At 55.3% G+C, this 15167-nt stretch carries 14 protein-coding genes and 1 pseudogene; 9 read left to right on the plus strand and 6 right to left on the minus strand.

Annotated elements, in window-relative coordinates; genetic code table 11:
- Nucleotides 1-456: 456 nt before the first annotated feature.
- From ELB75_RS02910 to ELB75_RS02920, 3 genes are all read left to right on the plus strand, one after another.
- Nucleotides 457-1236, plus strand: coding sequence for a hypothetical protein (locus ELB75_RS02910; protein ID WP_126982646.1), 780 nt, complete (start codon nt 457-459; stop codon nt 1234-1236).
- A 358-nt stretch (nt 1237-1594) separates the two neighbouring features.
- Nucleotides 1595-2863, plus strand: coding sequence for a lipid IV(A) 3-deoxy-D-manno-octulosonic acid transferase (waaA, locus tag ELB75_RS02915; RefSeq protein WP_126982647.1), 1269 nt, complete (start codon nt 1595-1597; stop codon nt 2861-2863).
- Between the two features lie 341 nt (nt 2864-3204).
- Complete coding sequence (locus ELB75_RS02920; RefSeq protein ID WP_206501481.1) at nt 3205-4191, plus strand: ankyrin repeat domain-containing protein; 987 nt, start codon at nt 3205-3207, stop codon at nt 4189-4191.
- A gap of 217 nt (nt 4192-4408) precedes the next feature.
- Here ELB75_RS02920 and ELB75_RS02925 read toward each other — a convergent pair whose 3' ends face one another.
- Both ELB75_RS02925 and ELB75_RS02930 read right to left on the minus strand, forming a co-directional pair.
- Nucleotides 4409-5014: a nitroreductase family protein gene (locus tag ELB75_RS02925; protein WP_023887805.1), complete on the minus strand. Its 606-nt coding sequence runs from the start codon at nt 5012-5014 to the stop codon at nt 4409-4411.
- 380 nt (nt 5015-5394) lie between these two features.
- A complete protein-coding gene (locus tag ELB75_RS02930; protein WP_126982649.1) occupies nt 5395-6825 on the minus strand; it encodes a sodium:proton antiporter in 1431 nt (476 codons plus the stop codon).
- 109 nt (nt 6826-6934) lie between these two features.
- Between ELB75_RS02930 and ELB75_RS12600 the strand changes: the two genes are divergently transcribed.
- From ELB75_RS12600 to ELB75_RS02940, 3 genes are read left to right on the plus strand one after another with little or no spacing between them, the layout of a single operon-like run.
- Nucleotides 6935-7138, plus strand: coding sequence for a hypothetical protein (locus ELB75_RS12600; RefSeq protein ID WP_206501482.1), 204 nt, complete (start codon nt 6935-6937; stop codon nt 7136-7138).
- Nucleotides 7139-7197: 59 nt separating this feature from the next.
- Nucleotides 7198-7425 (plus strand): exodeoxyribonuclease VII small subunit, encoded by a 228-nt coding sequence (locus tag ELB75_RS02935; RefSeq protein ID WP_003823446.1) that lies wholly within the window; start codon nt 7198-7200, stop codon nt 7423-7425.
- Nucleotides 7418-8305, plus strand: coding sequence for a polyprenyl synthetase family protein (locus tag ELB75_RS02940; RefSeq protein WP_126982650.1), 888 nt, complete (start codon nt 7418-7420; stop codon nt 8303-8305). Before ELB75_RS02935 ends, ELB75_RS02940 begins: the two co-directional genes overlap by 8 nt.
- Before the next feature lie 479 nt (nt 8306-8784).
- Here the strand turns inward: ELB75_RS02940 and ELB75_RS02945 are convergent, their stop codons facing one another.
- Together ELB75_RS02945 and ELB75_RS02950 are read right to left on the minus strand one after the other, a co-directional pair.
- A complete protein-coding gene (locus ELB75_RS02945; RefSeq protein ID WP_126982651.1) occupies nt 8785-10320 on the minus strand; it encodes a DASS family sodium-coupled anion symporter in 1536 nt (511 codons plus the stop codon).
- 229 nt (nt 10321-10549) lie between these two features.
- Entirely contained in the window at nt 10550-11533 is a 984-nt protein-coding gene (locus ELB75_RS02950; RefSeq protein WP_126982652.1) for a hypothetical protein, read from the minus strand.
- Nucleotides 11534-11612: 79 nt separating this feature from the next.
- On the opposite strand from ELB75_RS02950, the pseudogene ELB75_RS12605 reads away from it, so the two are divergent.
- The 3 genes and pseudogenes from ELB75_RS12605 to ygfZ form a co-directional block, all read left to right on the plus strand.
- Nucleotides 11613-11752: pseudogene (locus ELB75_RS12605) on the plus strand (IS5/IS1182 family transposase); the annotation flags it as partial.
- Nucleotides 11753-11844: 92 nt separating this feature from the next.
- Nucleotides 11845-12096 carry an NGO1151 family protein gene (locus ELB75_RS02955; protein WP_035580518.1) on the plus strand — a complete coding sequence of 84 codons (252 nt, stop codon included), beginning with the start codon at nt 11845-11847 and terminating at the stop codon, nt 12094-12096.
- Between the two features lie 116 nt (nt 12097-12212).
- Nucleotides 12213-13070: a CAF17-like 4Fe-4S cluster assembly/insertion protein YgfZ gene (gene ygfZ, locus ELB75_RS02960; protein WP_126982653.1), complete on the plus strand. Its 858-nt coding sequence runs from the start codon at nt 12213-12215 to the stop codon at nt 13068-13070.
- A 219-nt stretch (nt 13071-13289) separates the two neighbouring features.
- Here ygfZ and ELB75_RS02965 read toward each other — a convergent pair whose 3' ends face one another.
- Together ELB75_RS02965 and truB are read right to left on the minus strand one after the other, a co-directional pair.
- Nucleotides 13290-14078, minus strand: coding sequence for a Slam-dependent surface lipoprotein (locus ELB75_RS02965; protein WP_126982654.1), 789 nt, complete (start codon nt 14076-14078; stop codon nt 13290-13292).
- 134 nt (nt 14079-14212) lie between these two features.
- The gene (gene truB / locus ELB75_RS02970; RefSeq protein ID WP_126982655.1) at nt 14213-15115 is read right to left on the minus strand and encodes a tRNA pseudouridine(55) synthase TruB; all 903 of its coding nucleotides are present in this window, start codon (nt 15113-15115) and stop codon (nt 14213-14215) included.
- Nucleotides 15116-15167 lie beyond the last annotated feature (52 nt).

The following is a 15167-nucleotide window of genomic DNA, read 5'->3' on the forward strand; positions in this document are numbered from 1 at the left end:
GCCGTCCGGCCAAGCCGCCGCAGGGTTTCGGCTTGGATAAAGTTTCAGGCAGTCGTTTCAGGTAGCCTGAAAAGCAGCTGCCCGATGGCAGATAAAGTTTTGCCGCAATCCTTATTCCCAACAGCCCCAAAGTCCCCTCTCCCCATGGGAGAGGGTTAGGGGGAGGGAAACCGTTCAAGTTTCGGCAAACGCTGCTATTGGATTGAGACTTTGCCCTCCCACACGGGGAAGGAGGTGGATTGCGGGGAAATTGAGAATACGTGCGTACTGCACACACCCTGCATACAGGCTACAACTTGTTATGTTTACTTATTGAGAAAAATGGGGATGACGTATGGAAAAAGAAATTTCTTTTTTGTTATCAAGTTTATCTGATAACGAAATACATCAAATTTGCGATCTCCCTAGGAATGCTGTCCTTCTTCTCTTAAATGAAAAAAGTTAGATGATTTTATATTGGAGAGATTACTGAGAGCATTAAAAAGTTGGCATTCCGCCAAGAATAGGGCTGGTAATAAATTAAAGATCAAACTATTACCAGATAAAAAACAATATAAAAAAATGGAACTAATGTTCTCTACTTTAGAAAATATTTCCTCTCTTCTTAAATCATCCGAGTCTGAAATTATTTCATATGAAGGAGCTAAACTTTACCTATTGAGTAAGTTTAAAGATATAGTATCAATACTTGATAGAGAAAATAAAGAGAACTTTATACATCAGATAAATCATTTCATCCCATATTGGCTTATATATAGAAAAGCTCCAACTAATTTTTTACTAAATAGAAAAATTCTTATTGAAAAAGAAAAATTCTTTTTTTATATTGATGGACTAAATCCGATCCTAATGGAAAGCCTAAACTTTATACAACAGGAAAAATTAAGAAAATGTAAAGCTGTAAACTTAATCAAGCTGGAAAATAATTTTTTCATTGAACTTGATGAAGTAAACATGATTTCCAATCAAGCCAAAATGGCAAATACAAAAATTGCAAATGGAGGACATTCAAATGAAAAACAAGAGTATGCCAAAGAAAAATATGGTAATAATAAAATAAATAATAGAACTTATAATAAATTATCAAATTCAGAAAGCTATCAATTTCTTAATAAAATGAAAGAGTATATAAACTTTATAGAAAAGGTAAATCGAGCATTTGTACGCCCAGACTTTGATCGATTAGAAGGCTGGCATACCCAGGGAGGTTTACCCACCTTAGGAAAACGTAGATAAATCACTAAAATTTCATCAATACTATTCAATTAAGAGATTCATCCATACCCAAACATACCGGCTAAAAATCCATTTTTATCATCGAAATAGCCCTCATCGCTATTGGACAAGCTTACGAAATTGACTACTCCGACGCACAGACTGCGTAGGTTGGCTTAGCCGCAGGCATAGCCAACCAATAAATCTTAGACAACCTTGGGTTACGGTTTGCACCCTAACCCAAGCTATGGCTACTCAAAAACGAAACTAAAAACCCGGCAACCCGAAACCCGCCGTAGTCAGGCATTTATGCCCGACAGCATCATTTTTCAGGTAGCCTCTCCCTACTCAAAGGCTACCTGAAACCCTTTATCCAATCATGCTCCCCGCCCTCTACCGCCTGCTCACCCGTCTCCTCGGCCGTCCGCTGGCCCGCCATCTGCTCGCCAAACGCAGCCGTCGTTCCCCCGCCTATCTGCTGCATCAATGCGAGCGTTTCGGCGAGCCGCTGGATAATCCCGTGCAGCACGCCATTTGGGTGCACGCCGTGTCTGTGGGCGAAACCCGCGCCGCCGTGCCGCTGGTGCGGGCTTTGCGCCGCCGTTTTCCCGATGCCCCGCTGCTGCTCACGCAAATGACGCCCACCGGCCGCGCCACCGCCGAGAGCCTGTTTCCCGATGCCCAATGCCGCTACCTGCCCTACGACCACCCGGCTTGGACAGCCGCCTTCCTCGCCCAGCATAAGCCGCGTTTCGGCATCATCATGGAAACCGAAATCTGGCCGAACCTGCTGGCCGCCTGCCGCGCGGCCGATCTGCCCGTATTCCTGGCCAACGCCCGCCTCTCCGAGCAATCCGCGCAGGGCTATCGACGCTGGCCGTCCCTGTTCGCCCCCGCCCTGCAATCCTTCCGCCGCGTGCTCGCCCAAACCGAAGCCGATGCCGAACGCCTGCGCGGCATCGGTGCGGAAAACGTGCTGGTGTGCGGCAACACCAAATACGACATCGCCCCGCCCGCAGCCATGCGCGAGCTGGCCGCAGCGTTTAAGCAACGCATCGGCGGCCGACCCGTGGTGGTGTGCGCCAGCACGCGGTTTCATCAAAGCCAAGACGAAGCGCTGCTGCTGCTGCAAGAGTGGCGGCAGTATCGCGGCGATGCGCTTTTGGTCATCGTGCCGCGCCATCCCGAGCGCTTCGATGCCGTGGCCGAAGGCGCGGCGGCGCTCGGCCTGCGTGTGCAGCGGCGCAGCGAGGAAGCCGCCGTGTGCCCCGACACGCAAGTGTGGCTGGGCGACAGCATGGGCGAGCTGTTCGCCTACTATCTGGCCGCCGATATAGCCTTTGTGGGCGGCAGCCTGGTGGACACCGGCTGCCAAAACATCATCGAACCTATCGCCTGCGGCAAGCCTGCCCTGTTCGGCTATTCCACCTACAACTTCGCCGCCGCCTGCGCGGGCGCATTGGCCGCCGGTGCCGCGCTTCAGGTCGCCACCCCCGCCGAATGGTATGCCGCCGTACAACACTGGCTGGCGAACCCCGCCGAACGCGAACGCTTCTCCGCCCAAGCCGCCGGCTTTATCCAAGCCCACCAAGGCGCGAGCGAACGGATTGCCGAAGCCGTGTGCGCGGCTTTGGAAGAGGCTACCTGAAAACGGAGCGAAGCGAAGTTTCTGCGAAGCTAAAACGCCAGCTGCAACGAAGTTAAAACCATTCCACGCATATCCTACTCCTGTAGGCTGCGTTGGCTATTGCAGATACAAAAAAGGATACGATGAATTATCAAAAGCTAAGAATGGACAAGATGCTGAGAGAATATTAAAAGAACTTGGAGCATATTTTCGCAATATTCGTAGTGTTTGATTAAGGTTTAATCATGGAAGAATTATCAGACAAAATCAGAGAACTGGTTTACAAAGACAACGCAGCCGAACTGGATAAAATCCTGGAAAAGCATTCATATTTCGCTTTCCGCAATTTTCTTTCCAAAGGTTTGCTGCAATTTGCCGCAGGGGAGAATGCGTTAAATATCTGCAAGCTGCTGCACTCAAAAGGTATTTCTCCGGAGGATGTGGCAGGACAGCTGCAAAATACCGCCTTGCAGGAGGCGGTTAGCTACAATCATCCCGCTGTATACCGATGGCTTTTGAGTATCGGGGCAAATCCCAACGGCAATGTTGCCGCCCTTGCGCCCGCTATCGACCCGGCTGTTGTCGATAACAATAGCGCGGCGGTAAAGGCGCTTTTGGAAGCAGGGGCAGAACCGAATTTTCTCTATTCCGCCAGAAACTGTACGCCGCTGGATGTCTGCCTTGCCTTCGGACATACCGAATTGGCGGATTTACTGAAAGAATACGGCGCAGTACAGGCTAGGATTCCGTTTGATTTCTCAGAATATGAAAACAGCGGCGTACTGGATCATATCCATACCCATGTCGGCAATATTTTGAATATCGAATTTGCCGTAAATCCGGAATATTCGCTGCGGCTGGCAACCATTAGAAGAGACAGGGACTTCAAACTTCTGTTTACCAACGGGCTGTATAAAAGACAGCCGCGTTATGAACTAATGGTCTGCATCGACTACCAATGGCCGGTAAACCAACGCCTGATTCCGGAAAACAATCCCTATGCTTTTTTCATGCTGATTTTGGAAAAGATTGCAGGCTGCCTGAAAAACGATACGCCCAAAGAAGGCATGATTTTTGACCGTTCCGATTTTGACTCTATTCTTTGGCCAAGCAATATGGATGGACTGATGCTGGTAGATTACCAATTTGAAAAAGATACGGATAATCAGACAGAGGATGAAGACGTAACCCTATGGCTGCTAGTGCCTTTTTCCCACCTGCTACCGAAAAATACCGAGAAACTCATCGCACGGTACAAGGTGGCCAAATGGAAAAAAGTCGGCTACCGATGGCAACGGGACAATACGGCCACCGTGATTCCGGCTTTTCCGGAAAAGCTAGAAGCGTAGTAAGTGTAACCTGTGCGCCCCGCACGAACGCGGTTTCAGTTTTCAGGTAGCCCATTCCCCCTTCAGGCTACCTGAAAAACTGTAGATCGGCTTGCCGCCTGGTTGAAAGTTCGGTCGGTTTGCCATAAGCCGGGCAAAAAAGCTGCCTGAAAACGGATGCCGCAAGTTTCTGCGGGTTCGTTTTCAGGCAGCTTTTTGCGTTTAAAGGCGGGGCTGCTTACAGGCCGTGTACTTTAAAGCGGCCTTCAACCGGGGCGAACTGCTTGTCGGCAGCGGGCGCGGCGATGCCGCCGAATACGAGCTGGGCGCGCAGGGTCCAGCTGGCGGGGATTTGCCATTGTTCGGCCACGGCTTGGTCGATAACGGGGTTGTAGTGTTGCAGGTTGGCGCCGATGCCGGCGGCGGCGAAGGTGGTCCACACGGCGTATTGGTGCATGGCGTCGGCGTGTTCGGCCCACACGGGGAAGTTGGCGGCGTAGGCGGGGAATTGCTCTTGCAGGCCGCGCACGACGGATTGGTCTTCAAAGAAGAGCACGGTGCCGGCTGCGGCGGCGAAGCCGGCCAGTTTTTGGGCGGTGGGCTCGAATTTGTCGGCGGGCACGATTTGGCGCAGGGCGGCTTCGGTAAGCTGCCAGAGCTTTTCGTGTTCGGCGCCGAACAGCACCACGACGCGGGTGGATTGGGAGTTGAAGGAAGAGGGGGTGTGCAGCACGGCGTGTTCTACGATGGCGGCCACTTCTTCGGCGGGCAGGGGCAGGTTTTTGTTGAGCGCATATACGGAACGGCGGGTGCGGGCGGCTTCTTGCAGGATTTGATGGGTCATGATTTTTCCTTTCGGGTGTGATGGATAATGTAATGTGCGGCAGTATAAGGGTTTTGCGGCGCGGGGTGGTAGCGCTTTGCGGCAAGATGGTGTTTCTTGCCGGGAAAAGATGGGGGTGATTTTGCGGGGATTGGTTTTCAGGTAGCCTGCATGGGAGGGGCTACCTGAAAATATAGCGGATTAAAATTGCCATGATACGGCGTTGCCAACGCCCTTATGTACTACCCGTACACGGCGGGCGTTGCCGCCTTGTCTCATTTTTATTTTAATCCACTATAGTATTGGCCTGCGGTGCTGCATTTGGTTTCGCAAGGAGGGTAATCAAAAGGCTACCTGAAAAACAGAACAATGTTTTCAGGTAGCCTTTTATCCTCAGGAAATCACAGAATCTGCCACACGAAGAAAATCAAGGTGTGCAGGATAAACAGCGGCACGAGGATGCCGAACGACCAAGCCATATAGCCGAAGAAGCCGGGCATGGGCACTTTGCGTTGTTCGGCGATGGCTTTCACCATGAAGTTGGGGGCGTTGCCGATGTAGCTGAGCGCGCCCATGAACACGGAGCCCATGGATACGGCCAGCAGGGTGTGGAACAGGTGGCCGTTCATCAGGGTGTGCGCGTCGCCGCCGGCCATGTTGAAGAACACGAGGTAGGTGGGGGCGTTGTCCAAAAAGGCGGAGAGCATGCCGGCCATCCAGAAATACATGGTGTTGATTGGGTTGCCGGAAGCGTCGTGCACCATGGAAATCAGCGGGGCAAACGCGCCGTGTTCGCCGGCTTGCAGCATGGCCAATACGGGGGCGATGGTGATGAAGATGCCGAGGAAGAGTTTGCCCACTTCGGCAATCGGGCCCCAGTTGAATTCGTTTCCGGCACGCACCTGTTTGGGGGTGATGGCGAGGGAAGTAACGGCCAGTGCTACCAAAATCAGATCGCGGGCGAGGTTTTGTAGGGCGTAGTGGATGCCGAAAATTTCCAGGCCGGGGTGCGCGGGCTTCCAAATGCCGGACATCATCACGGCTGCCACCACGCCGCCCAGAAGCAGGAAGTTCCATTTGCCCATGAGTTTGATTTTTTCGGGCGGGCTGTCGGGGCTCGGGTCGCGCGGCAGGATTTCGTCGGCTTGGGCGAAGTATTTGCTGTCGAGGATGTAGAACACGGTGAGCAGCACGGCGGCGCTAATCAGCACGGGCGGCAGCATGTGTTGCACCGTCCACAGGAAATCCACGCCTTTGAGGAAGCCGAGGAAGAGGGGCGGGTCGCCCAGCGGGGTGAGGCCGCCGCCGATATTGGCCACGAGGAAGATGAAGAAAATCACCACGTGCACGCGGTGCTTGCGGTTGTCGTTGGCTTTGAGGATGGGGCGGATCATCAGCATGGCGGCGCCGGTGGTGCCCATCACGGAGGCCAGGAGCGTGCCGATGGCGAGCAGCGCGGTGTTCATGCGCGGGCTGCCGTGCAGATTGCCCCACACGAGGATGCCGCCGGAGATGGTGTAGAGCGCCCACAGCAGCAAAATAAAGGGGATGTATTCGGCCACTAAGGCGTGCACCAGCACATGCAGGCTGGTGGAGAAGCCGTAAACAAGCGTGAAGGGGATGAGGAAAGCCAAGGTCCACACCGCAGTGATTTTGCCAAAATGGTGATGCCAGATGTGGGCGAAAAACAGCGGGCCGGTGGCGATGGAGAGCAGAATCAGCACGAAGGGAATGCCCCAGGGCAGGCTCAGCTCGGCGCCGTTGAGCTCGCCGGCCAGCGCGGGAAGCGGCAGGGCGAGCAGCGGCAGGAGGAGGGCGGTTCGGATACGCATCGGGTTTCCTTATTGGCAGGTGGTCACAAACAAAATATTTCAGCCGGACGGGTTATTCCGGCTGCTTTACTGTGCCGATTGTAAATGAAAGCAGGCGGTGTGTCAGTATGTGTTATCCGATGACGCGGCAGGCTACCTGAAAACGGCGGGGAGTTCGGCTGCGCCGACAGGGGCGGTACAGTGCGGCGCATTTGTGGTGAATACTCTGTTGGCCGCTTTTCGGGTTTGCAGAAAGCGGGGGCTACCTGAAAAATATCGCTTGGGCGGAGCAAATGGATTTTCAGGTAGCCTGCCGCACAACGGGGCTACCTGAAACCTGTCCGCCCGCTGTGCTACAATCCCGCCCTTGAATCGAACTGCCGCAAACCCGCCATGACCAAGAAAAAACCGAAAACCTTTGAAGAAGCCGTGAGCCGGCTGGAAGCCATCAACCAAGCCATGCAGGCCAGCGATATGCCGCTGGAAGACGCGCTGGCCGCCTATCAGGAAGGCAGCGAACTGGTGCGTTTTTGCCAAGCGCGGTTGGCCGAAGTGGAGCAGAAGCTGCAAGTGCTGGATTCCGGCGTGGAACGCGAGCTGGTGTTGGAACAAGATGAATAAACCCGATAATTGGCAACAACGCGCCCGCGCCCAAGCCGAACTCGTGCTGGAGCGCGTGCTGCCCGCAGAAAACAGCCTGCCGCAGCGGCTGCACCAAGCCATGCGCTATGTCGTGCTCGGCAGCGGCAAACGGCTGCGCCCGCTGCTGGTGCTGGCTGCCTCCGAATTGGGGCAGTCCGAAGCCGCCGCTGCCGAGGCCGCCCTGGCCGCCGTGGAGCTGGTGCACGTTTATTCCTTGGTGCACGACGACATGCCCGCCATGGACAACGACAGCCTGCGCCGCGGCAAACCCACCTGCCACGTCCAATACGACGAAGCCACCGCCCTCTTGGTGGGCGACGCGCTGCAAACCCTCGCTTTTGATGTGCTCAGCCGCCCCAACGGCCTGCCCGCGCAACGGCAGCTGCAAATGGTGCACACCCTCGCCCGCGCTTCCGGCAGCCTCGGCATGGCCGGCGGGCAGGCCATCGATTTGCAATCCGTGGGGCTGCATATCGGCCAGACCGAATTGGAAACCATGCACCGCCTGAAAACCGGCGCCCTCATCCGCGCTGCCGTGGCCTTGGGTGCGCTCAGCTGCCCCGATTTGGACGATGCCGCCCTGGCGCGGCTCGATGACTACGCCGCCAAACTCGGCCTTGCCTTCCAAGTGATCGACGACGTGCTCGATTGCGAAGCCGACACCGCCACCTTGGGCAAAACCGCCGGTAAGGACCAAGAAGCCGACAAGCCCACCTATGTCAAACTCATGGGGCTGAACGCCGCCCGCGACTATGCCGAACGGCTCGTGGCCGAAGCGCAGCAAGCCTTGTCCGGCTTCGACGCCCGCGCCGACCGCCTGCGCCAACTGGCCGCCTTCGTTACCGCACGGCGGAACTGAGAGATTTGCTGGTCGAAAAAGAGAAAGGCTACCTGAAAACCTGCTACAAGGATTTTCAGGTAGCCTTTAATTTGGCACTAAACCGTGGGTCGGATACTGGTATCCGACAAAACGTTATGCTGGAAATATCGGATTCGAGAGTACGACCCGGCTTCTGCAATTTTGGGCTACCTGAAAATATAGTGAATTAACAAAAACCAGTACAGCGTTGTCTCGCCTTGCCGTAACGTGTGTACTGTCTGCGGCTCGCCGCCTTGTCCTGATTTTTGTTAATCCACTATAGGTGCGCCCTTTTTTCGCTTTCAGGTAGCCTGAAACAGTACGGGCTAGTTGGAATGTTGATTGCTCAAGCTCTGTCGTATAGGCCTAAATTGTGCATTGTTAATCCACTGCACTATAAAGGCTACCTGAAACTTTGCCTTGCTCATTTTCAGGTAGCCTTCCGTTATGCTTCAACGTTACCGATGTAAAGCTTCGGGTTACCAGTAATTCATCACTTTCCACCAAACGCCGCCGATAACCACGAAGACGGCGAGGTTGACCACGCTCATGATAAAGCCTGCTTTCCACCATTCGCCCAAGGTGGTGTAGCCGGAACCGAAAATCACGGGCGAAGTGCCGGTAGCGTAGTGGGTAAGGGTCATCATGATGCTGGAAGAGGAGGCCAGCAGCAGGGCGTAGAGCATGGGGGGCGCGCCCAGAGCCAGGCCGGCGGCATAGAAGGCGCTGAGCATGGCGGTGATGTGGGCGGTGGTGCTGGCGAAGATGTAGTGGGCATACATATAGGCCAGAAGCAGCAGGGTTACCGCGCCAACCCAGCCCATGCCCATGCCGCCGATGCCGGTTTCCAAGAGTTTGGAGAGCCAGGCAATCAGGCCGAGCTTGTTGAGGAAGGTGGCCATCATCACCAGGGCGGAGAACCAGGTAACGGTGTCCCACGCGCCTTTTTCAGTCAGGACATCCTGCCAGGTGAGCACGCCGCTGAGCAGCAGCAGGGAGAGGCCGAGGAAGGCGGTGGTGGTGGGGTTGACGGCGAGCCTTATCTCTTCAAGGGCAAACCATTTAACTAATAGGTCGTTGTAAATCAAATGAGGCAAATCTGCCCATAAGATAAGCAGCACGGCAAAAATGGCCAGCATGATTTTTTCGCCGCGGTTCATCGCCCCCAATTCTTTCAGCTTGTCTTTGGCAAACTGAGAAGCATTCGGGGTTTCCTTGATTTCGGGCGGGAAGAAGAAATACAGCACCAGCGGCATCAGGAACATGGCTACCAAACCGGGCACAAGCATGGCAATGGCCCAAGTGCCCCAGCTCAGATGGATTTTGGTGTTGGTGGCTTTGGCAATCAGACTCACGATCAGCGGGTTGGGCGCGGTGGCGGTAATGAACATGGCGGAGGTAATCGGATTGCTGTGGTAGTTTACCAAGGCCAGGTATTTGCCGATGCGGCTTTGCGTGCCTTTTTCCGGGTCGGAATCGAAGCTGCCCGCAATGGATTTCATAATCGGGTGGATGATGCCGCCGCCGCGCGCGGTGTTGCTGGGCGTTACCGGGGCGAGAATCAGCTCGGAAATGGCCAGGCTGTAGCCGATGCCCAGTGTTTTCTTGCCGAACAAGGAGATAAAGTAGTAGCCGATACGCGCGCCCAGCCCGGTTTTCAGGATGCCGCGCGAAATCATGATGGAAATACCGATGAGCCAAATCAGCGGGTCGCCGAAGGAGCTTAACGCGTCTTTGATGGCCACGGTGGCCGGGTTTTTGATCGGGTTGCCTTCGGGATCAAGCTCGGGCACGGTTACCTTGGTAATGGCCACCAGCATAATGGCGAGAATCGACAGTGCGCCGATGGGCATGGCTTTGCCGATGATGGCGGCAATCACGCCCACAAACAGCGCCAACAGATGCCAGGCATTGGGGGTAACGCCCTGCGGCACGGGGATGACAAACCAAATCAACAGCGTGAGCGCCACGGCCACCGCCATCGGTATGGGTTTAAACCCGAGTTTGTTGTCCATTTCCTACTCCTTAATTCAAGTTGATGAAAGTACTGCAACCAATGAATTGTCTAGTGCATTTTAGCAGTTTTTTACGCGAACAGAAGGAATTTACTTTTCTAGGATTTTTCGTAAATACAATGAATTGTTGAAATGAAACGAATGCGGAGGCATCGAGGCGGCGCAAAATGGCAAAGGCTACCTGAAAATTGGCGGTGATTTTCAGGTAGCCTTGATTTGGGGTTGATGGTTATAGCTGCTCTTTTTTCACGGCAGCCAAGGCGCGGGCGAGGTTGTAGGCCAATACGTCGTCCACCAGGCGGGGCACTTCGTCTAAGAAGGCCTGCTGCATATTCTGCACCATCAGCGCGGTTTGCCGTTGCAACGCGGTTTTCACCATGCCGGATACGGCATCGGCCAGATGCGGGCGCAGTTTTTCGGCCAGGCGTTCGAGCAGGACTTGCTCGCTCAGGCAGAGGATTTTGTGTTGCAGATTGCTGGGCAGGGTGTAGGCGTTGAGCAGCACTACTTTCTCGGCAGCAGCGGCCAGTTCTGCGGTGCCGGGTTCGACTTGGGCATCGTATTCGGGCTGTGTGGCGGCTTCGGCAGCGGCTTCGATTTGTTCGGCTATGTCTTGGTTGGGCGTTACTGTGGGCTGTGCGCCGCCCAACCAAACGGTGGCCTGCTCGGCCACGGGTTCGTCACGGCCGATGCGCAGGGAGTGTTGTGCAGCCAGCCAGTCTTCTTGAAACAGGATTTGCGGGTTGTTCAGCTCGGCTTCGGAGCCGGCGGTTTGCAGATTGTGCTGTTGCTGCCAATGCTGGAGATAGGCTTGATAGGCCTGTTTTTGTTCGTCCAGATTCAGGCGGCGGTGGCGGCTGCCGCTGAGCGCGCCGGGGCGCGTGTTGGTGCTGGCGGGCTGTGCGGCAGGTTCGGCCACGGCCACGGGCGAGGGAGTGTGAAGTGGTGCGGTGCGGATTTCTGCGGTAGGTGCGGCAGCCGGTGCAGGCGTTGGGCTGGCTTCGGCCACCAAGGTATCGTAAAGAAGAGTGGCAGAAGGATGGCGGTTGGATTGGGTGGCGGGCGGTTGTTGTGCCTGTTTGGCCAGATGGCGGCGTTTTTGTTGTAGGCGCTCCAGGCCTTTTTCCCAATCTTCGGTATCTGATGTGGTGGATTGCGGGGCAGAGGAATCGTCGTTGAGGGTGAAAACCAGATTATCTTGCGCTTGGGTCATGGTGGTTTTTCCGAGGAGAGGTTAGCTTGGTATCGACGGTTTCAGGTAGCCTTTGATTGCTCGCCGTGAGGCTACCTGAAAACGTAACAGACGATATTATAGTGGATTAAATTTAAATCAGGACAAGGCGGCGAGCCGCAGACAGTACAAATAGTACGGCAAGGCGAGCCAACGCTGTACTGGTTTAAATTTAATTCACTATATTTCATAAAACATGCCTCTGTGGGTGGCGGCTGTCCAAGCGCCGGGCTTGGGCTTATAATCCGCCCCGTTGCCCGGCAGCGTGACTTAGGGCGGAAAGGAAGAAAGTTATGGAAGAAATCAATCAGAGAATCAGCTATTTGGAAGAGAGTTGCGAGGCTTTGCGCGTGCAAAACCTGGTGTTAGGCAGCGCGTTGAAAAGCCTGCTGCGCAGCCTGCCGCCGGATATGGCGCAAGATGTGTTGGAGGCAGTGCGTGCGGGCTTTGATGATGAATTGGCGCGGCTGGAATATTCCGACAGCGCACAAAGCGAGCTGTTCCACGATGCAACTTATACCTTTTTTGGCGAGAAGAATTACTGACTCAATCAGGTGCCGTGAATTATTAGATTTAAATCGAGATAAGGCTGGCCAGATAGTACAGTCGGGCCAATGCAGAATCGGTTTAAATTTCGTTTGCTAAAACACAGGAGAAAACCATGCACACACTTTGCAAACTACCCTTTTTCGGCGTGGCGGAAGTGAGTGGCGCGGATGCCGCCGAATTTCTGCACAGCCAGCTTTCCAACCACATTTTGGATTTGCAGCCGGGCGAGGCTTGTTTCGCCACCTACAACTCGCCGCGCGGGCGGGTGCTGGCCAATATGCTGGTGTTGCGCTGTGCCGACCGTTTCCTGCTGGTGATGGCGGCGGATTTGCTGGAAGCCACGATAAAGCGTCTGCGGATGTTTGTGCTGCGCAGCAAAACGGTGTTCCACACCGACAGCGCCTGGCAGGTGTACGGCCAAAGCGGCGCGGATACGGGCGCGGATGCCGCCGCGCTCAAATTTGCTGCCGAAGAAGGCGATAACGGGCTGATTACGCTGGCTTTGGCCGGCGGCAACCGCATGGTGCTCAGCCCGGCGCCGCTGCCCGATGACGACCATCCTGCCGCTGCCGAAGCTTGGCAGGCCGCCGAAATTTTGCAGGGGCGGCCGTGGATTTCGCAGCCCACTGTGGAAAGTTGTGTGGCGCAAATGCTGAATCAGCACCTGCTCGGCGGCGTGCATTTCAAAAAAGGCTGCTATCCGGGGCAGGAAATCATCGCCCGCGCCCAATATCGCGGCCAAGTGCGGCGCGGTATGGCGGTGTGCCGAAGCGCCCAGCCGGTAGCCGTGGGCAGCAAGGTGGAAGCCGATGGCGAGGAAGTGGGCATTGTGATCAACAGCGCGGCGAATGATGAGGCTTTCGTGTTGCTGGCGGTGATCAAACACGTCGCGGCAGGCAAGGCCTTGCAGGCCGGCGGGCAGGATTTGCAAACGCTGAAGCTGTTGTTTGAAACGGAAGCGGATGAATGAGATATAGTGGATTAACAAAAATCAGGACAAGGCGGCGAGCCGCAGACAGTACACACGTTACGGCAAGGTGAGGCAACGCTGTACTGGTTTAAATTTAATTCACTATAGCCGCCTGCCGGATGCAAGCGTAATAAAAACAGGCTACCTGAAAAATTTCAGGTAGCCTGTTGTATTGCTGCTTGGCTGAATTCCACAGCAAAAGCAGTTCAGCCAGATTGATTAAGGCACGATTTTCTGTGTGCCGAAAGCGCCGGTGTACTCACCTGATTTTTGGTAGGTACCGCCCATTTCATCGGCATGGCCGCCATAGAAATGGCCGCTGAATTTCGCGCCAGAGTTGGCCGTGCCGCTAAAGCTGTTACCGGAAATGATGCCGTTATCCAATACAACTTCTGTGTTGTTGGGAGTAAGCGTGCCGCTGATGGTGCGGTTGCCGAAATCAACATTGAAGTTGGCCGCGCCGGTTGCAATCTGGGCATTGGTTTGGTTGGACACTGGGGCGTGAACGGCATAACCGGAATAGGTAAATGTGCCGCTGGTGGGCATGTCGTTGGCTGAGGTCACGATGCCTTGTGAAAACATATAGCCTTGGGCATTGGTTCCTTCGCGGACATAGCCATAGCTGGATTGCGTCATAATTTGGCCTACATGCGCGGTGTTTCCTGCTTGTAGATCGAGCAGGCCGAGGGCAGACACGCCAGGAGGGATAATGAACAGTTCTTGGCCATCTACCTTCAGAACGCCAAAGCTTTGCTGGGTAAAGGACAGAGCCTGCTCGCTGATGCGCTGATAGCCGTTAGACGACAGGGTGATGGCCTTGCCGGTACGTTGATTGGCGGGAGGCGGGGGAGGATTGCCGCCGCCCGGATTGGGGTCGTCGGGATTGATCGGACTGTTGGGGTTGGGGCTGTTGCGGTCGTTGTCGATCGGGCTGCCGCCGCCACTGCTGCCGCAGGCGGCCAAGCCAAGGGTGGTGATGGCGATGGCCAGTAGGGTTTGTGCTTTCATTCTTATTCCTTGCGTTAAGAAGGTTCTCGACCTGCCGACCGGGTATTGCGTGCAGCGATGGTTGGTCGGCGTGGCTTAGAGAGCGTTGGATAAAAAAGGGCGCAATTCTAGCATAAATATGGGGTCGGCCTAATTCAGTCGGCTTGCGTGCTCATCAGGCGCAGGGCTTTCAGGTAGCCTTGCTGGCTGGTGACGAGGCCGATGAATTCGCCGTTGGCGGTGTAGATGCGCAGGGGGGTGTTTTCCGGCAGTTCCGGCGGGGCGGCAGGGGTTTGGCCGAAGCGCAGGGCGCGGATGGTTTGTTCGCTGGCCGTGTGTTGCGGCAGGTGTTGCACCAGGGCATCGCAGGGCAGCAGCAAGGCGTCGCGCTGCTCTTCGGTAAGCGTGGCAAGGCTTTCGATGCTGTGGCTGTGTTCGATTTGGAAGCCGGCGGTGGCGGTACGGCGCAGGGCGGTGAGGTGGGCCAGGGTGTGGGCGCTTTTGGCAATATCTTCGGCGAGGGTGCGGATGTAGGTGCCTTTGCTGCATTGCACGCTGATTTGGGCTTCGGGGTATTGGAAGCGGAGGATTTGGATGTCGTGGATATGGATGCTGCGGGGCTGGCGTTGGATATCGATGCCTTGGCGGGCGTATTGGTAGAGGGGTTTGCCTTGGTGCTTGAGGGCGGAATACATGGGGGGCAGCTGCTGCTGTGCGCCGAGGTGCTGCTGGCAGGCTACCTGAAAATCGGTTTGGCTGATTTCGTCGTGGCTGGTGGCGGTGATGCTGCCTTCGGCATCGCCGGTATCGGTGGTTTGGCCGAGGCGGAGGGTGGCGATGTAGGCTTTGTCGGCATCGAGCAGATATTGGGCGAATTTGGTGGCTTGGCCGAAGCAGACGGGAAGCAGGCCGGTGGCCAGCGGATCGAGCACGCCGGTGTGGCCGGCTTTTTCGGCACGGTAGAGGCGGCGGGCTTGTTGGAGGGCGCTGTTGCTAGAGAGGCCGGTGGCTTTGTCGAGCAGGAGGACGCCGTCGAGGGGGCGTTTTTGAGGTTTCATTGTGTGGATGGATGATTAGTTGTGTTGTTGGGGTTGTTTCCCTAGGTAGCCT

The sequence above is a fragment of the Eikenella corrodens genome, assembly GCF_003990355.1.
GTDB classification, from domain to species: domain Bacteria; phylum Pseudomonadota; class Gammaproteobacteria; order Burkholderiales; family Neisseriaceae; genus Eikenella; species Eikenella corrodens_B.

Coding starts and splice junctions, on each gene's coding strand:
- ELB75_RS02965 (WP_126982654.1), bottom strand. CDS start 14,078: ATGAAAGCACAAACCCTACTGGCCATCGCCATCACCACCCTTGGCTTG.
- truB (WP_126982655.1), bottom strand. CDS start 15,115: ATGAAACCTCAAAAACGCCCCCTCGACGGCGTCCTCCTGCTCGACAAA.
- ELB75_RS02940 (WP_126982650.1), top strand. CDS start 7,418: ATGAATAAACCCGATAATTGGCAACAACGCGCCCGCGCCCAAGCCGAA.
- ELB75_RS02925 (WP_023887805.1), bottom strand. CDS start 5,014: ATGACCCATCAAATCCTGCAAGAAGCCGCCCGCACCCGCCGTTCCGTA.
- waaA (WP_126982647.1), top strand. CDS start 1,595: ATGCTCCCCGCCCTCTACCGCCTGCTCACCCGTCTCCTCGGCCGTCCG.
- ELB75_RS02950 (WP_126982652.1), bottom strand. CDS start 11,533: ATGACCCAAGCGCAAGATAATCTGGTTTTCACCCTCAACGACGATTCC.
- ELB75_RS02930 (WP_126982649.1), bottom strand. CDS start 6,825: ATGCGTATCCGAACCGCCCTCCTCCTGCCGCTGCTCGCCCTGCCGCTT.
- ELB75_RS02945 (WP_126982651.1), bottom strand. CDS start 10,320: ATGGACAACAAACTCGGGTTTAAACCCATACCGATGGCGGTGGCCGTG.
- ELB75_RS02955 (WP_035580518.1), top strand. CDS start 11,845: ATGGAAGAAATCAATCAGAGAATCAGCTATTTGGAAGAGAGTTGCGAG.
- ygfZ (WP_126982653.1), top strand. CDS start 12,213: ATGCACACACTTTGCAAACTACCCTTTTTCGGCGTGGCGGAAGTGAGT.
- ELB75_RS02935 (WP_003823446.1), top strand. CDS start 7,198: ATGACCAAGAAAAAACCGAAAACCTTTGAAGAAGCCGTGAGCCGGCTG.